Origin of the sequence: Boudabousia liubingyangii (assembly GCF_001907245.1) — a bacterium.
GTDB classification, from domain to species: domain Bacteria; phylum Actinomycetota; class Actinomycetes; order Actinomycetales; family Actinomycetaceae; genus Boudabousia; species Boudabousia liubingyangii.
Genome location: NZ_MQSU01000001.1, coordinates 349,802 through 373,432 on the forward strand (window position 1 = coordinate 349,802; position 23,631 = coordinate 373,432).

The 23,631-nt window shown below is 53.5% G+C and carries 20 protein-coding genes; 5 read left to right on the forward strand and 15 right to left on the reverse strand.

Features of this window, described 5'->3' with window-relative positions; genetic code table 11:
- Positions 1-2: 2 nt before the first annotated feature.
- On the forward strand, positions 3-1,460 hold the full coding sequence (locus BSR28_RS01555; protein WP_073713140.1) for an NAD(P)/FAD-dependent oxidoreductase: 1,458 nt from the start codon (positions 3-5) through the stop codon (positions 1,458-1,460).
- A 4-nt stretch (positions 1,461-1,464) separates the two neighbouring features.
- Positions 1,465-1,641, forward strand: coding sequence for a hypothetical protein (locus BSR28_RS09090; protein WP_198928901.1), 177 nt, complete (start codon positions 1,465-1,467; stop codon positions 1,639-1,641).
- Between the two features lie 118 nt (positions 1,642-1,759).
- On the opposite strand, the gene BSR28_RS01560 is transcribed toward BSR28_RS09090, so the two are convergent.
- The 10 genes from BSR28_RS01560 to BSR28_RS01605 form a co-directional block, all read right to left on the reverse strand.
- Positions 1,760-2,914, reverse strand: a complete 1,155-nt coding sequence (locus BSR28_RS01560; RefSeq protein WP_073713141.1) for an ROK family protein — start codon at positions 2,912-2,914, stop codon at positions 1,760-1,762.
- A 99-nt stretch (positions 2,915-3,013) separates the two neighbouring features.
- Complete coding sequence (locus BSR28_RS01565) at positions 3,014-4,009, reverse strand: carbohydrate ABC transporter permease (RefSeq protein WP_083562859.1); 996 nt, start codon at positions 4,007-4,009, stop codon at positions 3,014-3,016.
- A 1-nt stretch (position 4,010) separates the two neighbouring features.
- Entirely contained in the window at positions 4,011-4,952 is a 942-nt protein-coding gene (locus BSR28_RS01570) for a carbohydrate ABC transporter permease (protein ID WP_073713142.1), read from the reverse strand.
- Between the two features lie 74 nt (positions 4,953-5,026).
- Entirely contained in the window at positions 5,027-6,352 is a 1,326-nt protein-coding gene (locus BSR28_RS01575; RefSeq protein ID WP_073708446.1) for an ABC transporter substrate-binding protein, read from the reverse strand.
- 154 nt (positions 6,353-6,506) lie between these two features.
- The gene (locus BSR28_RS01580; RefSeq protein WP_073713143.1) at positions 6,507-8,027 is read right to left on the reverse strand and encodes a sulfatase-like hydrolase/transferase; all 1,521 of its coding nucleotides are present in this window, start codon (positions 8,025-8,027) and stop codon (positions 6,507-6,509) included.
- Positions 8,028-8,041: 14 nt separating this feature from the next.
- Positions 8,042-8,836, reverse strand: coding sequence for a sulfite exporter TauE/SafE family protein (locus tag BSR28_RS01585; RefSeq protein WP_073708444.1), 795 nt, complete (start codon positions 8,834-8,836; stop codon positions 8,042-8,044).
- Between the two features lie 3 nt (positions 8,837-8,839).
- Positions 8,840-10,132, reverse strand: coding sequence for an anaerobic sulfatase maturase (locus BSR28_RS01590; RefSeq protein WP_233120581.1), 1,293 nt, complete (start codon positions 10,130-10,132; stop codon positions 8,840-8,842).
- Positions 10,125-11,321, reverse strand: a complete 1,197-nt coding sequence (locus BSR28_RS01595; protein WP_073713145.1) for an ROK family protein — start codon at positions 11,319-11,321, stop codon at positions 10,125-10,127. The genes BSR28_RS01590 and BSR28_RS01595 overlap by 8 nt, the downstream gene beginning before the upstream one ends.
- Before the next feature lie 198 nt (positions 11,322-11,519).
- Positions 11,520-13,043: a sulfatase-like hydrolase/transferase gene (locus tag BSR28_RS01600; protein ID WP_073708441.1), complete on the reverse strand. Its 1,524-nt coding sequence runs from the start codon at positions 13,041-13,043 to the stop codon at positions 11,520-11,522.
- A 124-nt stretch (positions 13,044-13,167) separates the two neighbouring features.
- Positions 13,168-14,598, reverse strand: a complete 1,431-nt coding sequence (locus BSR28_RS01605; RefSeq protein WP_073713146.1) for a sugar porter family MFS transporter — start codon at positions 14,596-14,598, stop codon at positions 13,168-13,170.
- A 900-nt stretch (positions 14,599-15,498) separates the two neighbouring features.
- On the opposite strand from BSR28_RS01605, the gene BSR28_RS01615 reads away from it, so the two are divergent.
- The 3 genes from BSR28_RS01615 to BSR28_RS01625 are packed head-to-tail and all read left to right on the forward strand — an operon-like array spanning position 15,499 to position 17,709.
- Positions 15,499-16,107: a hypothetical protein gene (locus tag BSR28_RS01615; protein ID WP_143237533.1), complete on the forward strand. Its 609-nt coding sequence runs from the start codon at positions 15,499-15,501 to the stop codon at positions 16,105-16,107.
- A gap of 11 nt (positions 16,108-16,118) precedes the next feature.
- Positions 16,119-16,883: a hypothetical protein gene (locus tag BSR28_RS01620; RefSeq protein ID WP_073713148.1), complete on the forward strand. Its 765-nt coding sequence runs from the start codon at positions 16,119-16,121 to the stop codon at positions 16,881-16,883.
- A gap of 55 nt (positions 16,884-16,938) precedes the next feature.
- Positions 16,939-17,709, forward strand: coding sequence for a hypothetical protein (locus tag BSR28_RS01625; RefSeq protein ID WP_073713149.1), 771 nt, complete (start codon positions 16,939-16,941; stop codon positions 17,707-17,709).
- Positions 17,710-17,715: 6 nt separating this feature from the next.
- Here BSR28_RS01625 and BSR28_RS01630 read toward each other — a convergent pair whose 3' ends face one another.
- The 5 genes from BSR28_RS01630 to BSR28_RS01650 all read right to left on the reverse strand — a co-directional run bounded on the left by BSR28_RS01630 (position 17,716) and on the right by BSR28_RS01650 (position 23,553).
- Positions 17,716-19,074 carry an MFS transporter gene (locus tag BSR28_RS01630; protein ID WP_073713150.1) on the reverse strand — a complete coding sequence of 453 codons (1,359 nt, stop codon included), beginning with the start codon at positions 19,072-19,074 and terminating at the stop codon, positions 17,716-17,718.
- Positions 19,075-19,194: 120 nt separating this feature from the next.
- Complete coding sequence (locus BSR28_RS01635; RefSeq protein WP_158020314.1) at positions 19,195-20,388, reverse strand: family 20 glycosylhydrolase; 1,194 nt, start codon at positions 20,386-20,388, stop codon at positions 19,195-19,197.
- Between the two features lie 33 nt (positions 20,389-20,421).
- Positions 20,422-21,135 (reverse strand): carbohydrate ABC transporter permease, encoded by a 714-nt coding sequence (locus tag BSR28_RS01640; protein ID WP_233120582.1) that lies wholly within the window; start codon positions 21,133-21,135, stop codon positions 20,422-20,424.
- Positions 21,136-21,250: 115 nt separating this feature from the next.
- A complete protein-coding gene (locus BSR28_RS01645; protein WP_233120583.1) occupies positions 21,251-22,093 on the reverse strand; it encodes a carbohydrate ABC transporter permease in 843 nt (280 codons plus the stop codon).
- Between the two features lie 176 nt (positions 22,094-22,269).
- Positions 22,270-23,553, reverse strand: a complete 1,284-nt coding sequence (locus BSR28_RS01650) for an extracellular solute-binding protein (protein ID WP_073713153.1) — start codon at positions 23,551-23,553, stop codon at positions 22,270-22,272.
- Positions 23,554-23,631 lie beyond the last annotated feature (78 nt).

The window sequence follows — 23,631 nt, forward strand, 5'->3', positions numbered from 1 at the left end:
ATATGGCAGACATTGTTATCCTCGGTGCCGGTATCTCAGGGCATACTGCCGCCCTACATCTACGACGCCTGCTCTCTAAAGAACACCGCGTAGTGGTAGTATCCCCCAACTCAAAGTGGAACTGGATTCCTTCCAATATTTGGGTTGGTATTGGCAAGATGACGGCTAAGGACGTCACCTTTGAGCTGGCCCCCATTTATAAGCGTAAGAAGATTGAGTTCCACCAGGCCAAGGGCACGGTGATTCACCCCGAGGGCGACGCCGAACACGGTCGTCCCTACGTGGATATCGAATACACCGACCCGAAGCGTGCCGGTGAAGTAACCCAACTTGAGTACGACTACCTCATCAACGCCACTGGCCCGCGCCTAAACTTCGCGGCTACGCCCGGCCTAGGCCCGGATGAAGGTAATACCTGGTCGGTCTGTTCCGCCCAGCACGCCGTCGAATGCGCCGAGCACCTAGACGAAGTCATTAAGGAAATGAAGGCCGGCGCCGAAAAGACCCTAGTTGTGGGCATGGGCTCTGGTGTCTGCACCTGTGAAGGTGCCGCCTTCGAATACACCTTTAACGTTGAAAACCAGCTCCGCCAAGCCGGGGTCCGCGACAAGGCCACCTTGATCTACCTGACCAACGAAAAGGAACTGGGCGACTTTGGTGTTGACGGTATGCGCTTCGTGGACCAAGGTTTTGAAACCTCCTCGGAACTATGGGCTGGCTCCCTATTCCGTGAGCGCGGCGTAAAGCCCATCCTCGGTGCGGCCTGTAAGGAAATCACCAAGGACGTTATCCGCTACGAAACCCTCGAGGGTACCTTCCACGAACTACCCTACGACTTCGCCATGCTGCTGCCGCCCTTCACCGGTCAGCCGCTAGAAGCCAAGGATAAGGACGGAAACGATATCACCTCCGAGCTGTTCGCCCCGAACCGCTTCATGAAGGTCGATGCGGACTACACCCCGAAGCCCTACGAAGAGTGGCGAGCTGAAGACTGGCCGAACACCTACGAGTGTGTTGGCTACCCGAATATCTTCGCCGTTGGTATTGCCTTCGCTCCCCCGCACCCGATCTCACGTCCCCGGAAGTCGCCTTCGGGCACCATGATCGCCCCGGCTCCGCCTCGGACCGGCATGCCGTCAGGTGTTATGGGCAAGACTGCCGCCAAGACCATCGTGAAGCGCATCAAGCACGGCAACAGTGCCGCCGCAGAACGCGCCTCCCTAGCCAATATGGGTGCCGCCTGTGTGGCCTCCACCGGCTTGGGTGCCTTCAAGGGCTCGGCTGCTTCCATGACCATGATGCCCGTGGTTCCGGACTACTCCCGGACCCCCACCGGCCGTAATATCAAGCAGACCCGTGGTCGGATCGGCTTGGGTGGCCACTGGGTCAAGTACATGCTCCACATCCTGTTCATCTACAAGGCCAAGGCCCTACCGGGCTGGCAACTAATCCCGGAGTGACATCATGAGCGAAAACGAAGAAATCAAATACGAACCGCCGGTCTTTGCCGACCTGCAGTCTGCTCCACTACCGACTAAGAAGACGCTATTCCGCAGGCGCTTCTTAATCACCCAGTTCATTTCCTTCATGTCCTTCAACCTCAACATCATGAAGATGGTTGTTACTGGACACAAGAGCTGACCGTTTAACCGGTTAAGTAACTGAACTGCTATTTGCCCCCTGCAGATCCCTTCACTAGTGGATCGCAGGGGGCAAAACTTTTTTAGCTATCGGATTTTCAGCGGCTAGCCTAGGGAACCTAGCCGATCAGCTTGGCTAAGAAGGCTGCGGTCGGGGCTAACATACCGCCCCGGGAAAGCTCTCCCCCGGAAAGGATCTGCGGGGGTTGAGAGTCCCGCCAGTATTCGCCGATGGTTTTCTGTACCACTTCCATGCCCTCCGGTTGGCGAATAATGGAGGCGGAAAGTACCACCTTCGGGACGGGCACAACCTCATTGAGTTGCTGAATCAAGGTGGCCACATTCTGGGCGCGCCAATCCAAAATCTCTTGTAACCCAGCTACTTGTGCGCTGGGCTTAGGTAAGCGCGCGTCCTCGCCAGTAAGCATCAGTAGGTCCTCAAAATCAGCTGACTTTGGTAATAGGCCTCGCTGCTGCGCTAGGGCGGTGACTCCCTCGTCAGAAACCAGTTCCCGGACGGTACCGTATGAGCCGGACAGGGTTTTGACTGGCAGATTTTCTAGGATCCCAGAGGCAATCCCGCTTCCGGACCAACTTTCTCCTTTTTGGATCAGGGCGTATTCCACGATTGAACCAATGTAGAGGTGCCCGAAGGTATCATCACTCCCCACCAGACCGTAGAGTAGGTTTGCTTGGGCGTGCGCTAAAGCCGTAGGGGAAAGTACTACTGGTAGTCCGGTGGCTTCCTTCAGGGGCGTGCGTAGGTCTACGTCTTGCCAGCCGAATTCGGGCATGGAAAGGATGATCTGGGATTGGGTAGAGACGCGTCCGCCCACGGTGACGCTGATTCCTAGGGGCGGGCAGTTTTGTTGCTTGGTGTGGAATTGGATTCCTGCTAGGCAAACCTGCAGCACCGAGGCTACCGAACGGTCGTGTTTCTTTACCGTACGGTTAAGTACGACTCCCCCAATGCCGACGGCTCCTACAGCTACCGTGTGGTAGCCAATATGGATGGCCACAATCCAGTTCTCTTCATTGAGTAACTCTAGGCTTCGACGAGGTCGCCCCAGGCCACCTTTTTGGGTTAGGTCGCTTTCTGTGACTAGCCCTAGGTCGGCTAGGCCCGCGACGCAGCGGGTGACAGAGGCGCGATCCAAACCGGAGGCTTTAGCGATGCTGACGCGGCTGTGGTGACCGGCGAGGATCTTGCTAAAGACGATTGCCGGGTTGGTGGATTTGGCAAAGTATTCTCTGAGTTCCTGTTTTCTGGTCATGATTTTCTGATCATGGGTTGGGCTCTTTCCGGCAGTCCTTGGCAGAAAGAGTGGTAGATAAAGCTGTCGGCCCCATGTTTATGAGGCCGACCAGCGGTTTTAGGATTTCACGGAGCCCTGTGCTAGGCCGGCACGCCAGTAGCGCTGCAAAGCAAGGAATAGGAATACCACGGGGATAACACCTAGGGCGGAACCGGTTAGTACCTGGGAGGTTAAGATCTCGGCCTTGTAGTTCTGCCAAGTGTAAAGACCTAGGGTGACCGGTAGTAGGCTCTTGCCTCGTAGCATTACTAGCGGCAGTAGGAAGTTGTTCCAAGTGCCCACGAAGATGAAGAGGGCAATGGTAACCACAGCCGGGGATAGGATTCGCATTACTAGGGTGAAGAAGATGCGGATCTCGCTGGCTCCGTCAATGCGGGCGGCCTCAATCATTTCGTCGGGGACCGTGGTGCAGTAAATGATGGCTAGGAAGACACCGAAGGGGCTAACCGAACAGGGAATGATGATCGACCAGACGGTGTTGGTGATGCCCAGCCAGCTGAAGAAGAAGAATAGCGGGATGGTCAGCAGGGCTGCCGGTAGCAGCATGCCCAGCATGATCATGCCCATTAGGGTCTTCTTACCGGGGAAGCGGAACTTCGCGAAGGCGTAACCACAGGCCAAAGAGACCAGGGTGCCAATAATCGCGGTCGTGATGGAATAGAAGAGGGAATTGCCAACCCACCACGGGAAGTCGCCACCATCGTAGGTAAAAACTTCCTTGATGTTATCGATAATGTGGTTCCCATCGGCAAACCAAAGGGTATTGGTATTGAGCATCTGGGAGTAGCTCTTCGTAGTTTGGACGAACAGCCACCACACCGGCAGTAGGAAGTACAGGGCAATGGCGATTAGCGCCACCATGGTGATTGTGCGGGTGGCCTTACTGGGCTGCATTGAGCGCGGCACCTGCACATTTTCAGTGTTATCGCGCTTCTTTTCCTTACGACGCCAAAGCTTTTGTGACTTGATGGTGTCGACCCCATCCTGAGCCTCTAGGGCTTCAGTTTCGTTTAGTAGTTCGGGATTAATGCTGGCAGGATTTTGTGCAGTCATTTCAGTTTTCCTTTCCTACTCGAGACTGAGCCCAAGCGTAAAGCGCCGCCAAGATACCCGCGATGACGGCCATTACTACCGAGATAGCGGAAGCGGCACCCATGTTCTGGTTACCGAAGCCTTCCTGGTAGGCCAACATCATCGGAGTGTAGTTACTGTTAACTGCCGGGACCATGGTTGCCATCACGGTCGGCTCGTTAAACCACTGAACGGTGCCGATGATGGACATTAGCACGGTCATTAGTAGGGCGGAGCGCAGCATCGGAATCTTGATCTTGGTGACGATTCGCCATTCGCTAGCGCCATCAATCCGGGCGGCTTCATAGAGTTCAGTGGGGATGGACTTGAGGGTCGCCATGAAGATAATCATGTTGTAACCGACGAAGGTCCAAGCGGTCATATTCGACATGGACAGGTTCAGCATCCACGGCTGGAGGAAGAAGTCCTGCGGTAGCCCTAGGGAGGTTAGGATTCCCACGAAGGGGGACATATTGGGGTGGTACAGGTAGGACCAAATGATGGCCGCAATAACGCCGGGGATGGCGTAGGGCAAGAAGTAGACTAGGCGGAAGAACTTCACGCCGCGGGCTGCTAGGGAATCTAGTAGCAACGCTAAGATTAGGGCCGCTCCCTGAACCAAGGGAATCTTAATGACGCCATATTCGAGGACGTTCAGCATGCCCTGCCAGAAGGTTCCGTTGGTTAGGACGTCCTGGTAGTTTTCTAGACCGGAAAAGACGGGCACCAAGGGCCCGAAGCCTCCATCAGCGAGTTTGTTTTTAAACAGTGATCCGTACACTGATGCGAACATCGGGATGATGAAGGAAACAATGAACAAGAGGAAGAAGGGAAATGCGAACAGGTAGCCGTGGATGGCTTCACGGTCGAATTTCTTTACTTTTATCGCTTTATTTGGGGCTGCCTTTTTAGTCGGCGATGACATACTGGGCCTCCATTAGCTGTTGGATAGTGTGGGGAGCGAGTAGCTCGCTCCCCACACTTGAGTTTTAGAAGAGATTACTTAACGGTAATCCCGACTGCCTTGAGGGAGTCAACGGCGGTCGTCTGACCGATTTCGTAGACCTTCGGCAAGGAACCGGTAGTGCCCACTAGCTTGAGCTCGTTGCTCATAGCGTCTAGGGTCTTACCGATCTGCGGAGCCCAGGTAACCTTCGGGGCGTTGTTGTTGGCCTTGATGAACTCTTCGTAGATTTCCTGGCCACCGAAGTATTCCTTCAGGTTAGCGGGGGTTTCGATCTTGTCGACCTTAGCGGCCGGTAGTAGGCCTAGGCCGGCTAGACCCTTGATGTTGGTGGCCCACCAGTGAGCGAACTTAACAGCCTGCTCGGGGTACTTGCAGCCCTTGAGGACGGCGGCGATGGTGCCACCGTTCTGACCAACAGTGGTGTTGGAGGCGTCGAAGTGAGGAATCTGAGCGACCTTCCACTTACCATTGCCATCGGGGGCGGTGTCAGCAATTAGCGGAGCTTCCCAAGAACCACCAATGGTGGAAAGGATGGTGCCATCCTGTAGGTACTTGCCGAAGTCCTGGCCCCAACGGGTGGTGGGAACGACTAGCTTTTCATCAACTAGACCCTGCCAGTAGGTAGCAACCTTTTCGGTTTCCGGGGTCTTAATGTTGACGGACCAGGTGGAGGCGGCGGGATCGTAGCCGAACCAGTCAGCACCTTCAGAGCTGGTCAAAGCGGCCTGCCACTGGATTTCATCCTGGAGGAAGGCGCCTAGGTAAGACTTGTTGCCGGACTTTTCGCGAACTAGCTTGGCGGTTTCCTTGTATTCGTCCCAGGTGGTGGGGACCTTCAGGCCGTACTGTTCGAATAGGTCAGCGCGGTAGAAGAAGAGGATCGGGGAAGCACCCTGGGGGAAGCCGAAGACCTTGTCGCCGACGGTAGCCTTGTTGTACAGGTCGGGGATGAAGTCATCCTTGTACTTTTCGGCGTACTGCTTAACGTCCATCATGGCGCCCATCATGTCGGGTACGCGCTCGAAGCCAATCTGGGTGACACAGGGGACGTCCTTACCAGCTTCAACCATGGAGTTAATCTTGGCGTAGGACTCACCAGCGGAGCCCTGCATGCGTTCAGGAACGACCTCGATGTCGGGGTTTTCCTTGTTGAACTGGTCCACTAGTTCCTTCAGGGTGGTGTTGCCCTTCTTGTCAGGAATGCGGTGGTACCAAGTGAATTTAGCGACCTCGCCCGGCTTTAGCTGTTCCGGAGCGGCAGAGCCACCATCGTTTGAAGAGCTGCAGGCAGCAAAACCGGTGCTCATGAGAGCTAGTACGGAGACTGCTGCAATCTTACGAAGTTTGTTCGACAACATTGTCTGTCCTTCCATCAAAATACCCAAATAGGTACATGTAATGACGTTGCAAGAACAATGCTAGCACTCTCACTACACCATTAGTTGTAGCATGCAACAAACGTTATAGTCTTGTTACTCCCGGTTTTTCAAAACTGCCAAGATAGCCAAGAAATTAAACAATGTCAGTCATATCGGGATGCGGTTTAAAGGTTTCTTCGTCACTTAATTGACGCCACAAAGGATGGTACTGACCGCGTCCATAAACACGACGGTGGAAACCTGAAAGCTCTTCCGTCTCATGGCCCTTAAACCAGTCATGCAAAAGCCCAACTAGTTCCGACTCCACTACTTGATAACCGGCATCTCCGATCAGGTTATGCTGCTCGTCCGGATCAGCCTCCAAGTTGTACAGTTCGCGCGGGCCACGGTAGCGATCGACCAGTTTCCAAGGGCCCTGGGCAACCATTCGGCCACCACCGTATTCCTCGTAAATAAACACGGCCCCGTCACGTTCATCATTCGCACCCAAAGCGGCCGTCACCGCCGGTACCCTCGGCTCAGGGAGGTACCCTTCCGCGCCGGCACTTTCCGGCGAGGAGGCCAGCAAGTCTGCCCGCACGCCCTCGGCTTGGAGGAGGGGCGCAAAGTTACTTCCAGCCGCCAAGGGATCTTCCGGCACCTCTACCCCAGCTAGAGCGCACAAGGTCGGGTGCAGGGAAGTAGCCGAAACGGGATGCTCCACCTTCTGGGACTGAGTCTGTCCCGGCAGGTGAATAATGAAGGGCACCTTCACTGAGCATTCCCAGAAGTTCATCGGGTAGGTGCCATTGCCCTTACCCCAGAAACCGTGGTGCCCCAAAGAGTAACCGTTATCGGCCATAAAGATGACCACCGTGTTATCAGCCTGGCCCGTATCTTCCAGCGTCTGCAGAAGCTTGCCTAGGCCGCGGTCAACCCCGCTAAGGGCCGCAAAATATCCCTGAATCCGGGGAATCGGATCCTTAAATGCGCCCTCGAAATCATCACGGCGAGGATGCACCCAAGGATGCGGTTCTAGGCGCGGAATTGAGGGGAAATCCTGGCCCGCGTAAAGGTCCAGAAGGTCCTGCGGGTGGTTCCCATTCAGCCACGGGTCGTGGGGAGCCGTGTAGTTAACCTGCAGGTAGAAGGGCTGCTGAGAGGTGCGGGTCCGCAGGAAGTTATCGGCTTCCTCGGTCACGGCATCGGTAAAGTAGCGCGGTTCCTTCGCTTTTCGGCCATTAACATCCCAGATGGGGGCGTTATAGTAGGGGCCGCCACCGATCCGGTGCGCATACCAGAAGTCAAAACCGGGGGCTTTTTCTTGGCTGGAACCCACGTGCCACTTCCCGGACATACCGCACTGGTAGCCACTATTGCCAAGTAGTTCGGGAGTCGTATGCAGGCCTTCTAGGTAGAGGTCTTCAAACGCGCCCTCGTAACGTTCGCCGAAAAGCCAATCCAAGACGCCGTGAGCTGAGGGCATGCGCCCGGTTAACAGGGAGGCGCGGGCTGGGGAACAAACCGGGGAGGCACAGTAAAACTGGGTAAACTCCGTGCTCTGCTGCATTAGGTTAACCAGGTTGGGCATCATCAGTTCTGGCGTGTACTGAGGAAGCGCCCAAGGACCCTGATCATCGGTCATGACAACGAGGAAGTTTGGCCTAGTGTTCATGCTATTAGTCTAGGTTATGCGCCAATGGAACGGTAGAGCGTGTAACCGGCAACTAGCACCAGCAACACCGCGAAGATGTAGGTCAGCGTGGAAGCTTTGGCCTTCTGGGAGAGCGGGCCACCGATTAGGCCACCGACAGCAGAACCAGCGGTGAACAGCAGGACGGTGGGCCAGTCCACCTGGAACTGTCCCTGAACTAGGCCGGTAGCCATGGAGACGCAGGCGGCGATAATCATGACTACTAGTGAGGTACCAGAGGCTTCCCGCATGCTGAACTTCATGACCAGCATCAGGACGGGCACGACAGCAAAACCGCCCCCTACCCCGAAGAGGCCCGTTAGCAGGCCGGTGGCGGTAGCCGCAATAATCACCATGATGATATTGCGTTCGCCCGTAGGCGGGGCTGTTTGCTTCTTGCTCTTCCCCTGTTCAACTAGGGAACGCTGATAGGCGTTGTAGAACATGTAGACGGAAACGGAAAGCAGCAGGATCGCAAAGAGGATAAAGAGCTGTCCCCCACCTAGGGCGTGGTTGATCTGGCGTCCGATGATTGCCCCGACAGTGGAGAGGGCACCGAAGATTAGGCCGTCCATCCAGCGGACCTGGCCGCGTTTTGCTTTTCCGGGCAGGGCGAATAGTGCGGTAACGGCAACGATTACTAGCGAACCGTTGGTGGCGGCGTGAGGTTCTTGGGCCAGCAGGTAGGTGAGGATCGGGACGGATAGGATGCCGCCGCCGGCACCTAGAGCGCCCACTACGATACCGACTGCGATACCAACGGTCGCAGAAGTCAAGATTAGTTCAATCAAGGGTTACCTCCTGGCTTGTGGGCGCAGGCGGTTACGAATGCCTTCGTCCATGATCATGGCCGGGGCCTGTCCAGCTCGGATGAGTCGAGCCATGGCGATCAGGTCGGGGCGGATGTGCTGATAGAAATTATAGTAGCCCGCGCACAGATAGTTCTGGCCGGGTTCGCCATCATGAGAGAGGACGAAACGGTCCTTGGGGCAGCCACCGTTACAGAATCTAAGGACGGGGCACTTTTGGCACTGCTGGGTGAGTTGCACGGATTTTTTCTTTGAGAACTCACGCATGGTCGGGGTGTTTGCCAGGTCCGCGAAAGGTTTTTCAGCAATATTCCCCAGTAGGTAATCAGGCTCTACCCAGTGGTCACAGGCGTACACGTCACCGTTGAACTCCATGGCGAAGTTATTGCCACATTCTGGAGCGTGGACGCATACGGGGTGGGTGCCAAAGAGGGCAGACAAGGCGGCGTCGAAGTCTTGGACGTAAATCTTGCCCACGTCGGTTTGGCGCCAGATATCGAAGATTTCGCTTAGGAATGCCCCGTAGGCTTGCGGGTCTACGGAACGGGAGGTGACCGCGTCGCCGGTCTGTTGATAGAGCAGCTTCTCTCCCCTGTCGGTACGCCAGCCGGCTTCTGCAGCAGCTAGGTCTGCGGCGGGGACACGTTCAACGATCGGGATGAACTGCATGTATTCGGCGCCCAGTTCGTCACGGAAGTAGGTGTAGACCTCTGCAGCGTGCTTTTCGTTCGCATGGTGAACGGTACACAGGACATTGCAGCGGACATTTGCAGCTTGCAGAATATCCCAGCCACGTTTGACCATGGCGTGGGTACCGCGTCCGGCTTTGTTAACCCGGTAGGCATCGTGTAGCGCTTCGGGACCATCCATGGAGACCCCTACTAGGAAGTCATTCTCTGCTAGGAACTGGGCCCATTCTTCGTTGATAAGGGTGCCGTTGGTTTGAATGGCGTGGACGATTTTTTGTCCGGGGCGGGCGTATTTTTCACCCAGTTCTACGGCTTTACGGAAGAAATCCAAGCCGCGCATGGTGGGCTCACCACCCTGCCAAAGCAGGGTTACTTCACCGTTGGGTTGAGCGGCAGCCCATTCTTTAATGTAGGTATCTAGGCTGCTTTCTTCCATGAGCTGTCGCTTAGCGTCATAAAGCAGTTCCTTGGACAGGAAGAAGCAGTAGCTGCAGTCTAGGTTGCAGGCCGCTCCCGTTGGTTTTGCGACCACAGAGAAGGGAAGCCGGGTACGCACCAGGGGGCTCTGCTCGGTTTGAGTTTCAGCCAAAGTTCCGGGACCTTTCATTTATCGCGTGGCGTTCTTTAAGCATTTTGCTTAGCTGTTTCTGCTGTAGGTAGGTGGATACCGCGGCAATGGCTCCGCGGGCTGCACCCTCAGAGTTTTGACTGGTATTTACTACCTTAAGGTTTTCGTGCAGGCTAGGGATCAGTCGCGCTTGAAGCGCCTCTTCCACCATTGGTGTGAACTGCGGGATCAAAGTGGGGACGGCACCAGCTAGTACGATCTGTGCGGGGTTGATGACGAAGGTGGCATTGGCACAGGCTAGCGCCACGGCGTCGGTTGCATCCTTTAGGGCTACCTTGGCTTTCTGATGATGGGAGTTTTGTGGATTCTCTAGGGCTTCCCGAACCTGCTCTAGGGTGGATACGCCCGCTCGTTCGCAGATTTTTGCTTCGGTGGCGATAGTTTCGATACAGCCGGTTTGTCCGCAGTGGCATTTTTCTTTAGCCCCGGGGTAGTTCATGTGTCCGATTTCTCCGGCGTAGCCGTCAGCGCCGGCGGTGAGGACATTGTGGATGGTGGCGCAGCTGGTAATCCCGCGGGAGATGCGCACATAGAGTTGTGATTCTAGGTTTTGGCCGGCTCCCCACCGGGCTTCCCCAAGGGCGGCCATGCGGATGGTGTTATCAACGAGGATGGGTGCTTCCCAGAAAATTCCCACCTGTTTTTTGAGCTTGTTTACTAGACTGTCGGGTTCGTGTCGGCGTCGCCAAGTTTCATGCCCGATGGGCACTGGGATGCCAATTCCCACGTGGGCAACCTTTTGGTCATCAAAGTCTTTTTCTAGGGCTTTAGACAGGGAGTGGCACAGTTGGGAAAGAAGTTCTTCCCAGCTACTGTTTTCCTCAGCTTCGGTGCGGGTGACGGCTAGGGTTTCTCCTAGTCGGTTGGTGGCAATGGCAATTCCGCGGCGACGGGAAATATCCATTCCGATGGCGTAGACGGTATTACGGGCCAGTTCAAGTTTTTGAGCGGGACGTCCTCGTTCCGCCGCCGGTTGGGTGACAGTCCGAATGGATCGTGATTCTAGTAGATCGCTCAGTGCCCGCCCTAGGGTGGTTCTGGAGACGTCTAGAAGTTCGCACAGTTCATTTCGGGTGGCTGGTTCTTCCGCTAGGGTGCGGATCACCTGCTCGCCTAGGTTCTGACTGTCGTACTGTGCTTGGTAATCCATTTTCTTCCTGTGTGGCTGGTTCGGTGCGTGGCCATTGGTTTGTTAACCACGATTTAAACCAAGTATTAAGAATAGCAAATTCTACTGATTAACTGAGGTTTTCTAATAATTAACCGGGGGTTGGGCAAAAGTCCCTACCTAGTACTTCCGCCCGGCCCCCGGTTAATTACTTTTTCGATAACTCAGTTCGTTTGGCGATTATTCGCCGTCGTCGTCCGAAACGTCATCCCAGTCAGACTTCGAGGTACCACCTAGCGGCACGTCGTAGTCGGTCATGGCGTTCATCCACTTAGCGAAGGTTTCGTCGCCGCGTTCCATGAGCTGGTAGTACAGGTTCTTGGAAAGGTCAGCACGAATGTCGCGGTAAGCGGGTGCGTTGTAGACGTTGGTCATTTCGTAGGGGTCGTAGCGAAGGTCGTAGAGTTCGTTGATGCCTTCGTGTGAGACCACTAGCTTGAAATCGTGGGTGCGTAGCATGCGCTGCTGGAGCGGGAAGTGGTGTCCGTGGAATTCGCAGACAATGTCTTCACGCCAGTCGGGCACGTCCTCACCGCGGGTGAGGTCCACAATGGAGCGACCGTCTTCTACCAGGGAGGTGTCTAGGCCGGCAATGTCCATGACGGTTGCCGGTAGGTCTAGTAGAGAGACGAACTTGTCGCAGCGGCCAACCTTGGAGACGCCAGGGATGTGGGCAATGAACGGGACATTGTAAATGTCGTCGTACATGGCGGGGCCCTTGTCGTTCATACGGTGGGAGCCGGTGAATTCACCGTGGTCAGCAGTGAAGAAGACGGCGGTATCGTCTAGGACGCCTAGTTCCTTAGCGGCATCCATGATGCGACCGATTTCGAAGTCGATCATGGCGACGTATCCCCAGTAGATAGCGATTAGTTTCTTCCACTGTTCGTTGCTGAAGGATGAGGTGGACCAGTAGGTGGCGTAGTTGGACTGGACCTGCGGCTTGCCTTCTAGGGTGTCACCGAAGTTCGCGGGGATCTCAACCACGTTCGGGTCGATTAGATCGAACCACTTGTCAGGCAGGAAGTACGGTAGGTGCGGGCCGAAGAAGTGCACGTCCAAGCTGAAGGGCTTGCCGTTTTCTTTCCAGTCCTTGGCGTACTGCTTGAGGCGCTCAATGGCGGTGTCGGCAATGAAGCGTTCGAAGGTGGCTTCCTCGGGCTGTTCTAGACGCGCTGCGATGACGTGGCCGGGACGGTCACCAGGTAGCTTGCCCTGCCAGAAGTCGTGTGCCTTGACGGGCGGTAGGTTGTTGTCTTTGAGCCACTGGACGTAGCGTTCGTTGGCGACGGGGTTGATGGCACCGAAGAAGGAGTCATCATCCATGCCGTAGGCGTCGGGCAGGATGTTACCGACGTGGTACTTGCCGACGATGCCGACGTTGTAGCCGTGATCGCGTAGTTCCTGAGTGTAGGTCCATTCACCTTCCTTGAAGTCGCACTGGTAGGCGATGTTCCATTCGGGGTTGGCTACGACCTGGTGCTTGAGCGGGATCTTACCGGTGATCAGGGAGGCGCGAGCCGGGGTGCAGATCGCGGTGGGGGTGAAGCAGTTGGTGAAGGCGAAGCCCTCTTCACCCATGCGGTCTAGGTTGGGGGTTTGGGCATGCTCGTTACCTAGGCAGCCGATCGTGTCGACACGATGCTGGTCGGTCATGATAACGAGGACGTTCTTGACGTTTTCTGGAATGTTACGTTCTGACATTTCTTCCTCTTCTTTGGGGATTTATAACTATCCCGAGGGCGCTGGGCCGGGTTGCGCAGGAGCAAGGAAGGCGCTCCCGGGGCGCCCTCGGGCTAGTTAGCTTTGATGTCTAGTGACTGTGGTCTCAGTCTACTAGTTCGTCCATTTCTTCGAGCTGCTTACCGGAGGTTTCCTTGAGGTAGCGGATGGTGAAGATGACGGAGAGGACACCGAAGGCGCAGTAGATCCAGTAGGTGCCGGCCGGCGACCAAGCGATGAGGTACGGGAAGAGTAGTACCACCATGAAGTTGACTAGGAAGTCAGCGCCGGAGGCTAGCGACATGGCGCCACCACGGATCTGGTTGGGGAACATTTCGCCCATGACGATGGAGAAGATCGGGCCCCAGGAGCTGGTAAAGCCAAGGATGAAGGTGCATAGCGCGCCAACGGCTAGGTAGCCCAGTAGGGGGTTGTGCGAGATGTCGACCTTGCCGTCAACAACCGGAGCGACGGTGAAGACGGTTGCGACGACGCCTAGGGAGACGAAGATCAGGGTACCGCCACCGATTAGCATGTTACGGCGACCAACCTTATCGACCAGCATGATGCCGGTGACGACACCGACGATCTTAAAGAAGGTGATGAGTAGGGTCTGCTGTAGCGCCATGGCTTCGGTGAAGCCCACGGCTTCGAATAGGGAGTTGGAGTAGAAGAAGACACCGTTAATGCCGGTCAACTGCTGGAAGGCAGCAATGGCCATACCAACCCAGACCAGACCAGCCCACTTGGAGCTCATGATGGCCTTGAAGCTCATCTTGGTGGTGCCTTCTGCACCTAGGGACTTGCGGATGGAGTTAACGCGACCGTCTAGTTCGGTTTCGCCGGAAACGCGGGCTAGGACCTGCTTGGCTTCCTCGTCACGTCCAACAGATACGAGGTAGCGGGGAGATTCGGGGATGGTGGCGGTGAGGACGATGTAGAAGACTGCCGGGATTAGTAGGCACAGGAACATCCACTGCCAGGCGTATAGGCCTAGTGCCCAAACCTGCTTGGAGCCACCAGCAGACTTTGAAACGTAGAGGTTAATCATGCCGGCGAAGAAGAGACCGAGGATGATTTCTAGCTGACGGAAGGCGATCAGGCGGCCACGGATGGCGGCGGGTGCGATTTCAGCGATGTAGCCGGGGCCTACGGTGGTGGCGGCGCCGAAGCCCATACCACCGACAACGCGGCATAGTAGCAGGAAGGGATAGCCACCCAACCAGGGGCTGAAGGCACCGAAGACGGCTTCGAACAGTAGGAACGGGCCGATCCACATCAGCACGGTCTTGCGACCTACCTTGTCGGATAGACGACCGGCGATGACAGCGCCGATTAGGCCACCGATGATGCCGGCGGAACCGGCGACACCTTTAGCTAGAGCACCGAGGTGGAAGGTGGTACCGACAGCTTTAATAGCGCCGTTTAGCACCATGCCTTCGAATCCGTAGAAGAATGCACCTAGGGATGCAATCAGGGCGATTCGGGTGGCGTACCGCTCGGCGGCTTTCACCCGAGTTGTGGTGGTTGTAGCCATTAGGCTCCTCCTTGAGAATGGGCTAGCAAGTGTTGGTTTAGCTCCAGATTGTGGCGCATCTTAGCGGGACAACATTGGGGCTAGATATGCTTTTTACGTTTTTTAGGATAATGCGGGGTATTTTTGTCCATTAGTATCGACAAAAACAGCAGTGTGCAATATGTCACACCCGTGCGAGTGAGTCCCAATACCCACTTGAGGCCTTGAAGTCGCCTCACGCAGTATCATCAGAGCTAATAATGCAAAAGATGGGGAATACTCCCCTAGCACACGCATTAGTCAACGAGGGAAGCGAAGATTAAGGCATGAAAGCTCTAAAACTACTAGGCGCCGCTTACTTACTACCCACCACTAGAAGGAACCGATGATGAAAACCGTCCTTAACATTTTGTCGATCATTTTGGGCGGAGTTTTCCTGCTTTTCAGCCTAGGTTTCTTCTTGTGGGTAGCTTTCTTGGCAGCGTTTGGTGTGTTTCCTTTTGTATATGGGTTCGAAGATAACATATCCTCCTGGTTTGCCATTCTTTCTATGGTCTGCCTTACGATCGGTTTATTGCTGGTGATTCCCGCTTCTAAGTCCCTTTTCAAACGGAAGCAGGCAGCGTACCTACAAAAAGAGCAACAGGCTAATGTACAGCCCCTTCCCTACTACGGCTCTAATCCATACCAACCGTACTCACCCGGGGGCCAGTATCGGCCACAACGGTACCAATCAGGAACTAACTCTTAAGGACACCCATGAAACTCGCTGACCCGATTAGAAACGACACCATTTTAAAAGCGACTAACCGCCATCAGACAATATTAAAGTTTTTATTTCCGATCATTGCGGTCAGCATCTTCGTCTGCGTTTATTCCCTTGCGAATCTCGACTTAGACACCCATATTCAAGTGTCGCTAGTGCTGTTAATGATTTTCCTATTCTTACTTCCGCTAGGTCTTATTTTCTGGGGTGTTCGGAAAATCATTAAGGCGTCGACCCATTGGGATGCGATTATCGACCCGATCTCACAAGATTTCTTCGGCCTGGACTTCCAAGCCACTCCCGCCAATCCACCCGCCTCAATTAACCAAATTGCTGAATACGTAAAAGTCCTGGCTACCGTTCCCGGCTACGAAGGCCTCTACGTGGACTTAACTCCAGAGGCAGAGGCAATCCGCTACCAAAGGCCCCGAATTGCGATCACGCCTGATGAAAACTACATCATCCAAAAGGCAGAGATGGAAAAAGACTGGCATATCCCGCTCTACCCCCAAGATCCCACTACTCCAAAGTTTGGGGCACTAGCAGTCGATCGCTACAACTGCGTCGAATCAGAGGGAATGTCTATCAGTTCCAAGTCCGGCTTCAGCACTTCCGCCCCTTCCCTACCAGCCGTTTGGGTACAGAGTCCCCTCACTGGAGTCGAATGTCGTTTCCCAGTCAACCCAAAAATGCCGCTACTGGCGCTGATGCGACAACTAGGCTGGCAGCCTCGAAATAAGCTAGCCAAGACCATGCAATACTGAATCGAGAGACCATGAACTACTCTGAACCATTTGTTAACCCCAGTGCCAAAAAGTTCTACCGTATTCACGACCTTTTAAGTAAGCCGATCATCCCCCTAGCTATCACTTGCTTTATTGCCTTTTTTATTGTCTATGAGATCAAGGCAGTACCCGAGAACGTTAAGATTGGGCTCATGTTCGCGGGCATCGGTCTATTGCTTTCGATTCCATTATTTTTCTTTTTTGGTCTTTTAATCCTCTTATCTTTACTCAAGAAATGGGATCAGATCCTGGCACCTGCGCTCAGGGATTTCTATGGCCTAGAACTGAATCAGAAAACCGAACCAGTATCACTGGAATATTTAGTGGACTTCTTTAAACCCCTGCAACAGCTTGAAAGCCTAGAGGAATTAGAGATTGATACGACTCCCGAAATTTCGGCGGTTCACTATACTCCGACCCTGATCCCTGATTCCGTTCAAGAACGGGAACTGCTAGTTAAGGCGCAGATGCTTCAAGCTTGGACTATTCCACTGTACCCAAAATCCAAATCCGGCCCCCGTTTTGGCACCCTAGGCATTGACCGGGCGAATCGGGGGATACTTGAAAACGGAACATTAGAGAAGCATTTTGCTTTTTCCAGTAGTGGTTTAGAGATTCCCAGCATGATGGTTCGCAGTCCCTACACCGGCATCGAAACCAGGGTTCCAGTTAACCCAAAGATTTTGATGCTCATGGCCATGCGTCACTTCGGTTGGAAGCCCCGCCGAGGCATGCTCAAGGGCCTCATGTACTAACTGAGCCCACATCTTTCAAGTAGTTTCTATCAACCGTTTACACCTAGGACCCACAATGAAACTGGTAAAACCCCTCGAAAATGTCTCTGCTAGAGCGAACAACGAGCTAATCAAGCTTTTGCGCATCGCGGTCCCAGTGATCCTAGGGCTCTTCTTCTACTTTACGATCGTTTGGATCACCAATGACCTCTCTGAATCTCTAGGTAGATCTCTAGCGTATGTAGCAGACATAGTTCTGGCCGGTCTGGTGGCAGCATTATTTTTTGGATTTCGAATCCTAATGAACCGCCTAGCCCGGCATAGTTGGCGGACGCCGCTAAAACCCATCATCGAAGACTACTTTGGGATCGACATTGACGGCCCCAAACGCGACCTGCCCTACAACGCAGAAGAAGTCTTGAATTTCCTAACCCCAATGACTAAGAGCGCAGAATTTTCTACCTTCAGTATCTTCCGCTCAATGGAGCTCAAAGGCCTCGTGTATTCTCCCACGTCAGACCCCGTTTCTCACGAAGAAGAACAGGCTCTTAGAGAATCTCAAATGTTCAGTCCTTGGATCCTGCCAATTTTCGACACTGAGGCTAAAGGCACCCAATTCGGCATGCCAAGCGAATGGTATCCGGGCCTAACATCAGTAAACGATCTAGTAAATGCACGGGATAGCTACATCACCAGCCAAGAAACACTAGAAATGATGGAAGTACTCAGCCCCTATACCGGAAAAACCTGCGCCTTCCCCGTCAACCCCTTCGAGCCAATCTACTACCTACTAAAGTTCTTTGGCCTACGACAGCTTAACTACGGACCCACTTACTCAGCGGAGTAACAAAGTTTATGCCAGGGGATTCCGGGCAGTCTCAGTGGCCAGCTGATAAATCAAACCACCCAAAACCAATAACACCCCAAAGACCCACAGTGCCGGAACTACCGCCGACAGGGAAATCTGGCCGTGCAGGGCAGCGGGTCCCAGTAGCAAACCAACCAGTGCGGGGCCAATAATCTTAGCAATCGCGCCGGTACCGTACCCTAAACCTAGGCCGCGGCCTCGGACATGAGTGGGGAACTGTTCCGCCCCAAAAAGGTTCACGATTCCAAAAGCACCGTCCCCAAAAGCCAAAATCAGCACCAGACCCGCATAGAACCAGGCACCCTGGCCGGTAGCACCCGCCGCTGCGCGACTGGCGGAAATCGCACACAAGAACGCACCCGCTCCCCCAGCCAGACCGTAAAGCAACATGGTGGTCCGGCGACCAATACGGTCACAAACCCAGGCGCTGAAAGCTCGGCCAGCAATGTCCGCCAGAGAAATCCACATGAACATGGTGCCCACAGCCGCAGCGGAATAGCCGAAAGCCTCAGACAGTAGCGACTGACCCCAAGACTGGACCGTGAATACCCCTAGGATGAAGCAGAAGGAACCGAAAGCCACCACCAGGTAGGGACGCCAGTAGTGACGGAAGAACTGGCCCAGTGACTGTTCTTGCTTGACCTCATCCGTGTGAGGTGCCGGCAGGGGTGCTAACTGATCCACCGGTAGTTCCATAGCCCACGCGTAGGCTTGACGCGCTTCCTCGTCGCGGCCTACCGCCAACAGGAAGCGGGGAGATTCGGGGACGCGCGCAATCCACAGCAGCAGGAAGATGGGGATCACGCCGAGGGCGATCAGCCCCCGCCAACCCAGCACGTCACCAAAATAGCGTTGCGCAAAAGCCCCCAAGAAGAGTCCCGCGGGGATGAAGACAGACACTAGGCCGGTGAACATGCCGCGTTTGGCGCGAGGCATGAACTCTTGCACATAAGGGATAGTAGTGATGTTCAGGGCGGCCACCCCGGCACCCACGCCCACCCGGAAAGCCGCCAGCATGATCCAACCGCGATCCGGGGTCAGCAGGGACAGGGCAGTAAAGCCCACGAAAGTCAAGATGCAGTAGTTGAAGGTGCGCTTGCGGCCAATTTTATCCGCAATGCTGCCACCCAACCAAGAGCCTAGGACCGTCCCGAAACCAGAACAGGTAAGGATCACACCAGCCTCAAAGCCGGTTAGGTTCCAAGGTTTGGTGAGCAGTGAGACCACGAACCCGATTAGGAAAAGGTCGAAGTATTCGGCCACATTGGCCACAATCCCCAGGGCGATCAGTTCCCGCTGGCGGGTTGTCAGGGGCCGGGTTTCAATCTGCTCAACAACATCCATGCGGTATAGCTTAGCGGGACTTAGGGACTTTATTCCTATTGAATACTTATTTTCATTTGACCTTGCTAGGCTTGGAACCTAACCCGCAACCAGTACCACCACAGTTCTTTAGCTTTAATCCTAGGGAGTGTCGAAAGTATAGTGCGATAGGGTCACCCCTTGGCCTTCTAGGTACTCGCATTCACTTTTCATACGAGCAACCAAGTCATCCCATTCGATATTATCTCCACACCAAGCCTTTTCAGAAACCAGTAAGAGTCTGGGGAATGCCTGCCTTAGTAGTTCCTGTCCGTCAAGTACGTATTCCGCCCAAACTGAAGCCTGAAGGCCAAGGATTCTGTCATCTTCCGGGATGGGAAGATGCCAAAGATCTTGAAGTGTAATTGGATTGGTCATCCCCACAGGCTCATCTGGCTCATTACTGGCGACTCGATTTAGATATAGATAGTTGGCGTCAGCGGAAATATATGGATGACCGCTCTGTTGAGCCATCTGGACACCACCTTCTTCTTCCCAGCCGACCACCAGGTCGCTTGGATCGAGTCCGGTTTGGCAAGCTTCGTTCCAGACCGCAGCACGGCGCCCATGCTGATGCAGCACTCGCCTTGCAATATTCATAAACCAGCCCTGTAGTGCTGATCCCCCGCTAAGATTCTGCTTTCGGCACCACGCCATTAAATCAGCATCTGCCTCCCACTTTTCCCATTTGCACTCATCTCCCCCTAGGTGAATATACTCAGCGTCGGGGAATAGCTCGCACACTCTACCGAACAGGGTTTCGATAAAGTTTGTGGCAAAGTCTGAGGGCCAGAGCAAGTCGTTTTCAATCCCCCATTCAGACTGTGGGCGATCACGGTAGATTGGATTCCCCAGTTCTGGATAGGCGCGAATTGCCGCTGCCATATGACCCGGGAGGTCAACCTCAGGCATTACCTTGATACCCTTTGAAGCGGCATAAGAAACAATTTCTTTGATCTCGGAGTCCGAGTAACCGCCCCCGTGCCATTGAGTTTCAGCACGCCGCACACAGTCTTTAGCTTTTTCTTGTTCAACATTTGAGTAGTGCAAGAAATCCATTCGAGGAAGCTGGCTTGAAACTGTTTCTAGTTTTGGATACTGCGGCACTGAAAAACGCCAGCCGGCGTCATCAGTGAGATGCCAGTGCAGGACGTTGAATCGGTAACGATTAAGTAGGTCTAGTAGGGTTTTTACTTCATCTACCTGGAAACAGGTCCGAGCTGAGTCAAGTAGGAATCCCCTCCATTGGAACTTTGGTTGTTCAATTTTGGGATTAGGAATTAGTGACGTTGACATGTTTAGCATTTCTACCTCGGTTATCCACGCGAACTAGCCCTTTACGGCCCCTGAGACCATTCCCTGAGAAATCTTGTTTTGAACTAGAGAGAAAACTACGATCACAGGAACGGCAATGAGGGTGGCTCCCGCCATAACGCCGCCCCAGTTGGTATTCCGTAGTCCTTGTTCGAAAGACTGCAGCCAGATCGGTAGTGTGATGGCTGATTGCTTCGAGAGGACGATTAGGGCAAGGGTGTATTCGTTCCAAGCAAATAGGAAAGCGAACACCGATGTGGCCACGATTCCCGGAAGCAGCAACGGTAGGGTCACAATTCTAAAAGCTTTGATACGCGAGCATCCGTCTACCATCGCGGCCTCCTCAAGTTCAATTGGAATTCCATCTACGAAACCGCGAAGCATCCAAGTGATGAAGGGGATGATTGCGCCAATGTAAAGAATTGTCAGCCCAATTACGGAGTTGAGCAGGCCCCAGGTATCAAGCATTCGATACTGAGAGATGAACATTGCTTCGGCAGGGATCATCTGTACTACCAGAATTGCTACGATCAAAGAGGTTCGCCCTTTAAAACGGAATCGTGACAGCCCCATTGCCGCTAGGACAGCGCAGGTAGAGGCCACTAGAACCGTTAGTGTCGCAGCGATAAGCGACATTGATAGGGCGGTCCAAAAACGGGAATCCGAAAGAACGTAGATGAAGTTGTCGAAGGTCGGATGTACGGGAATCAGATTAGGCGGATTCTTCATCACGTCCCGTTCAGTTTGGAGGGCCGAATTAACCATCCAATAAACAGGTATGATCCACAAAAAGCTTGCCAGTAAGATGATTGTAGTCGCTAGTTTTGAGGTCTTCTTATGCATCTCAGACTTCTCCCTGCTTGAATAGCATCTTCAAATAGTGGCTGGTTAGAACTAGGGTGAGAATCAAAATCACCATTGCTAGAGCAGAGGCCATACCGTAGTTACCCCTAGAGATACCGGTCTGGTAGACGTATGTACCAAGCAGGTTTGTTTCTTCTTGAATCCCGCCACTCTGCTGAAGGACGTAGATTTGAGTAAATACGCGTAGATCCCAGATGATCTGAAGTACCCCGATTAGCGCGATTACCGGTGAAATAACCGGAAGCATAATGTGACGGATTTGTTGCCAACTGTTTGCCCCATCGAGCATAGAGGCTTCGAGCATATCCTCACTAACCTGCGCCAGGGCGGCGTAAATAGAGATCGTCACCAATGGGATTGATTGCCAGATAATGATGATCGAGGCGACTAAGTAAAAGGTAAAGACACTACCTGAGAGCCAGTTATAGTGCGCCATTTCTTTAAAGCCAAGGCTTGAGAGCACCCAGTTAATCAAACCAAAGTTTGGATCGATTAACCACTGCCAGACCGTCAGCGAAGCAAGCGCCGGCATTGCCCACACAACTACCAGTGTCGTATTTAGGATTCGTCTAGCCCAGGGCGCGGTGCGCAATAGCAAGAGGGATAGACCGATACCAATAAACATAGTAATGGAAGCAGTAACTAAGCAAAATAACAGAGATTTTCCAAAGACTTTCCAGAAGTAGGGGTTCGTCAGAATACTCTTATAGTTATCAAAAAATACCCATTCTGCGGGAGCGCCGAATTGTTGTTCAAGTCCAAATTTTTGGAAGGACATGATGATCTGCTTTGCCAAGGGATACCCTAGGGTTACAAGCACCATCACAATTGCAGGAAGTATCAAAAGATAGGCTGCTATTGGTTTTTTGAAATGTAGCTTTTCTGCGTCTGGTTTTTTGTTCAGAGTAGACCTCATCGTAAACCCTTATTTGATCGTTTAGTTCTTTGGGCGGGTGGGGCAACCCCGTGCTGATTGCCCCACCCACGCGTTGGTTAGACTCAGTTACCGGAGTTCAGCTCTTTTTCAAGCATCTGAGAGAAATCATTTGCGGTCTTCTGGAGATCTTCACCCTTGGCAATACGGGTAAAGAAGTCATTTACGGCGCCATCATCAGCTGCTACACCCCATTGTGGGGTGTTCGGGGTCAGCTTCGTGTTGGCAACAATCTGCTGCGAAATCTCACCGAAGGGGCCGCTCACACTATCTGCATACTTTAGGTTTCCAGGTACCCAGCCATCCTTGGCAATCAGTTCTTGGAAGCCCTTGCTAAAGATGACTTCTAGCGCCTTTGCTGCCAGTTCAGGATTCTGTGCATTTTTTGCCATGGAAATATTGGAACCACCAGCGAAGGTTGCGCCAGCAACACCAGGAGTCTTTGACGGTAGAGCGAATACGCCCACCTTCCCTTCATCCCAGAGTTTCTTATCGATCTTTACCCCAATGTTTCCGGTACCGACCAGAACACCGGTCTTTCCATCGTTGAAGTTACGTTCAAACGACTTCTGACCGGCCTGGGAATCGAGCCCAAATTTGGTTCCCTTTTCGAACAGGTCTTTTAGCATGTTCAGAGCTTCCATGGATTCCGGTGAGGTTACCAAGGACTTCCATTTACCATTTTCGAGCTTCGCATAGTCAAAGCCATCGGCAAAAAGTACTGATTCAACACCGTGACCATCAACCGCTGCGAGATACATGCCGCTGAAGCCTTCGACACCCTCAGGGTTAGCTTCTTGCAGCTTGATGACAGCGTTCTTAAAGTCGCCAATAGTTTGGGGAACTTCAATTCCGGCCTTTTGGAAGAGGTCTTTACGGTAGTAAACGCCGCGTGCACCAGCGTAGAGCGGGTATCCGTAAATCTTACCGTTAACCGTCGTCGCATCAACGAATGAAGGAATTAGGTCTTTACCACCTAATTTTTCCTTCAGATTCGTTACATCCGCGAAGGCCCCGACAGTGGTAAAGGTTGCCGACTGGGTATTACCAGTTTCGACTAGGTCAGGGCTCTCCGTCTTGGATGCCAATGAAGTCTGAAGTTTTGCCACAATTCCCGGCCAAGGCTGAATTTCTACAGTAAGTTTGGCACCAGGGTTTTGTTTTTCGAATTCTTCTTTCAGATACTTCTGGGCATCTTCTGAGATTGAGCCTTCCATAAACCAGACTCGAACGTTTTTGTCAGCTGCCTCAGAGGTACCCGAGCCAGATCCGTTGCTTCCGCTGCATGCGGTTAGGGTGCCTGCAAGGCTAAAAGCCAACATTGCACCAAGTATTTGTGTCTTCTTCATGTCTGCACCTTTGCTAGAGATTAGAGTGACGTAGAACGCAACCGCGTTGTAAATATTCTACACACCTTAGAAAAAGTG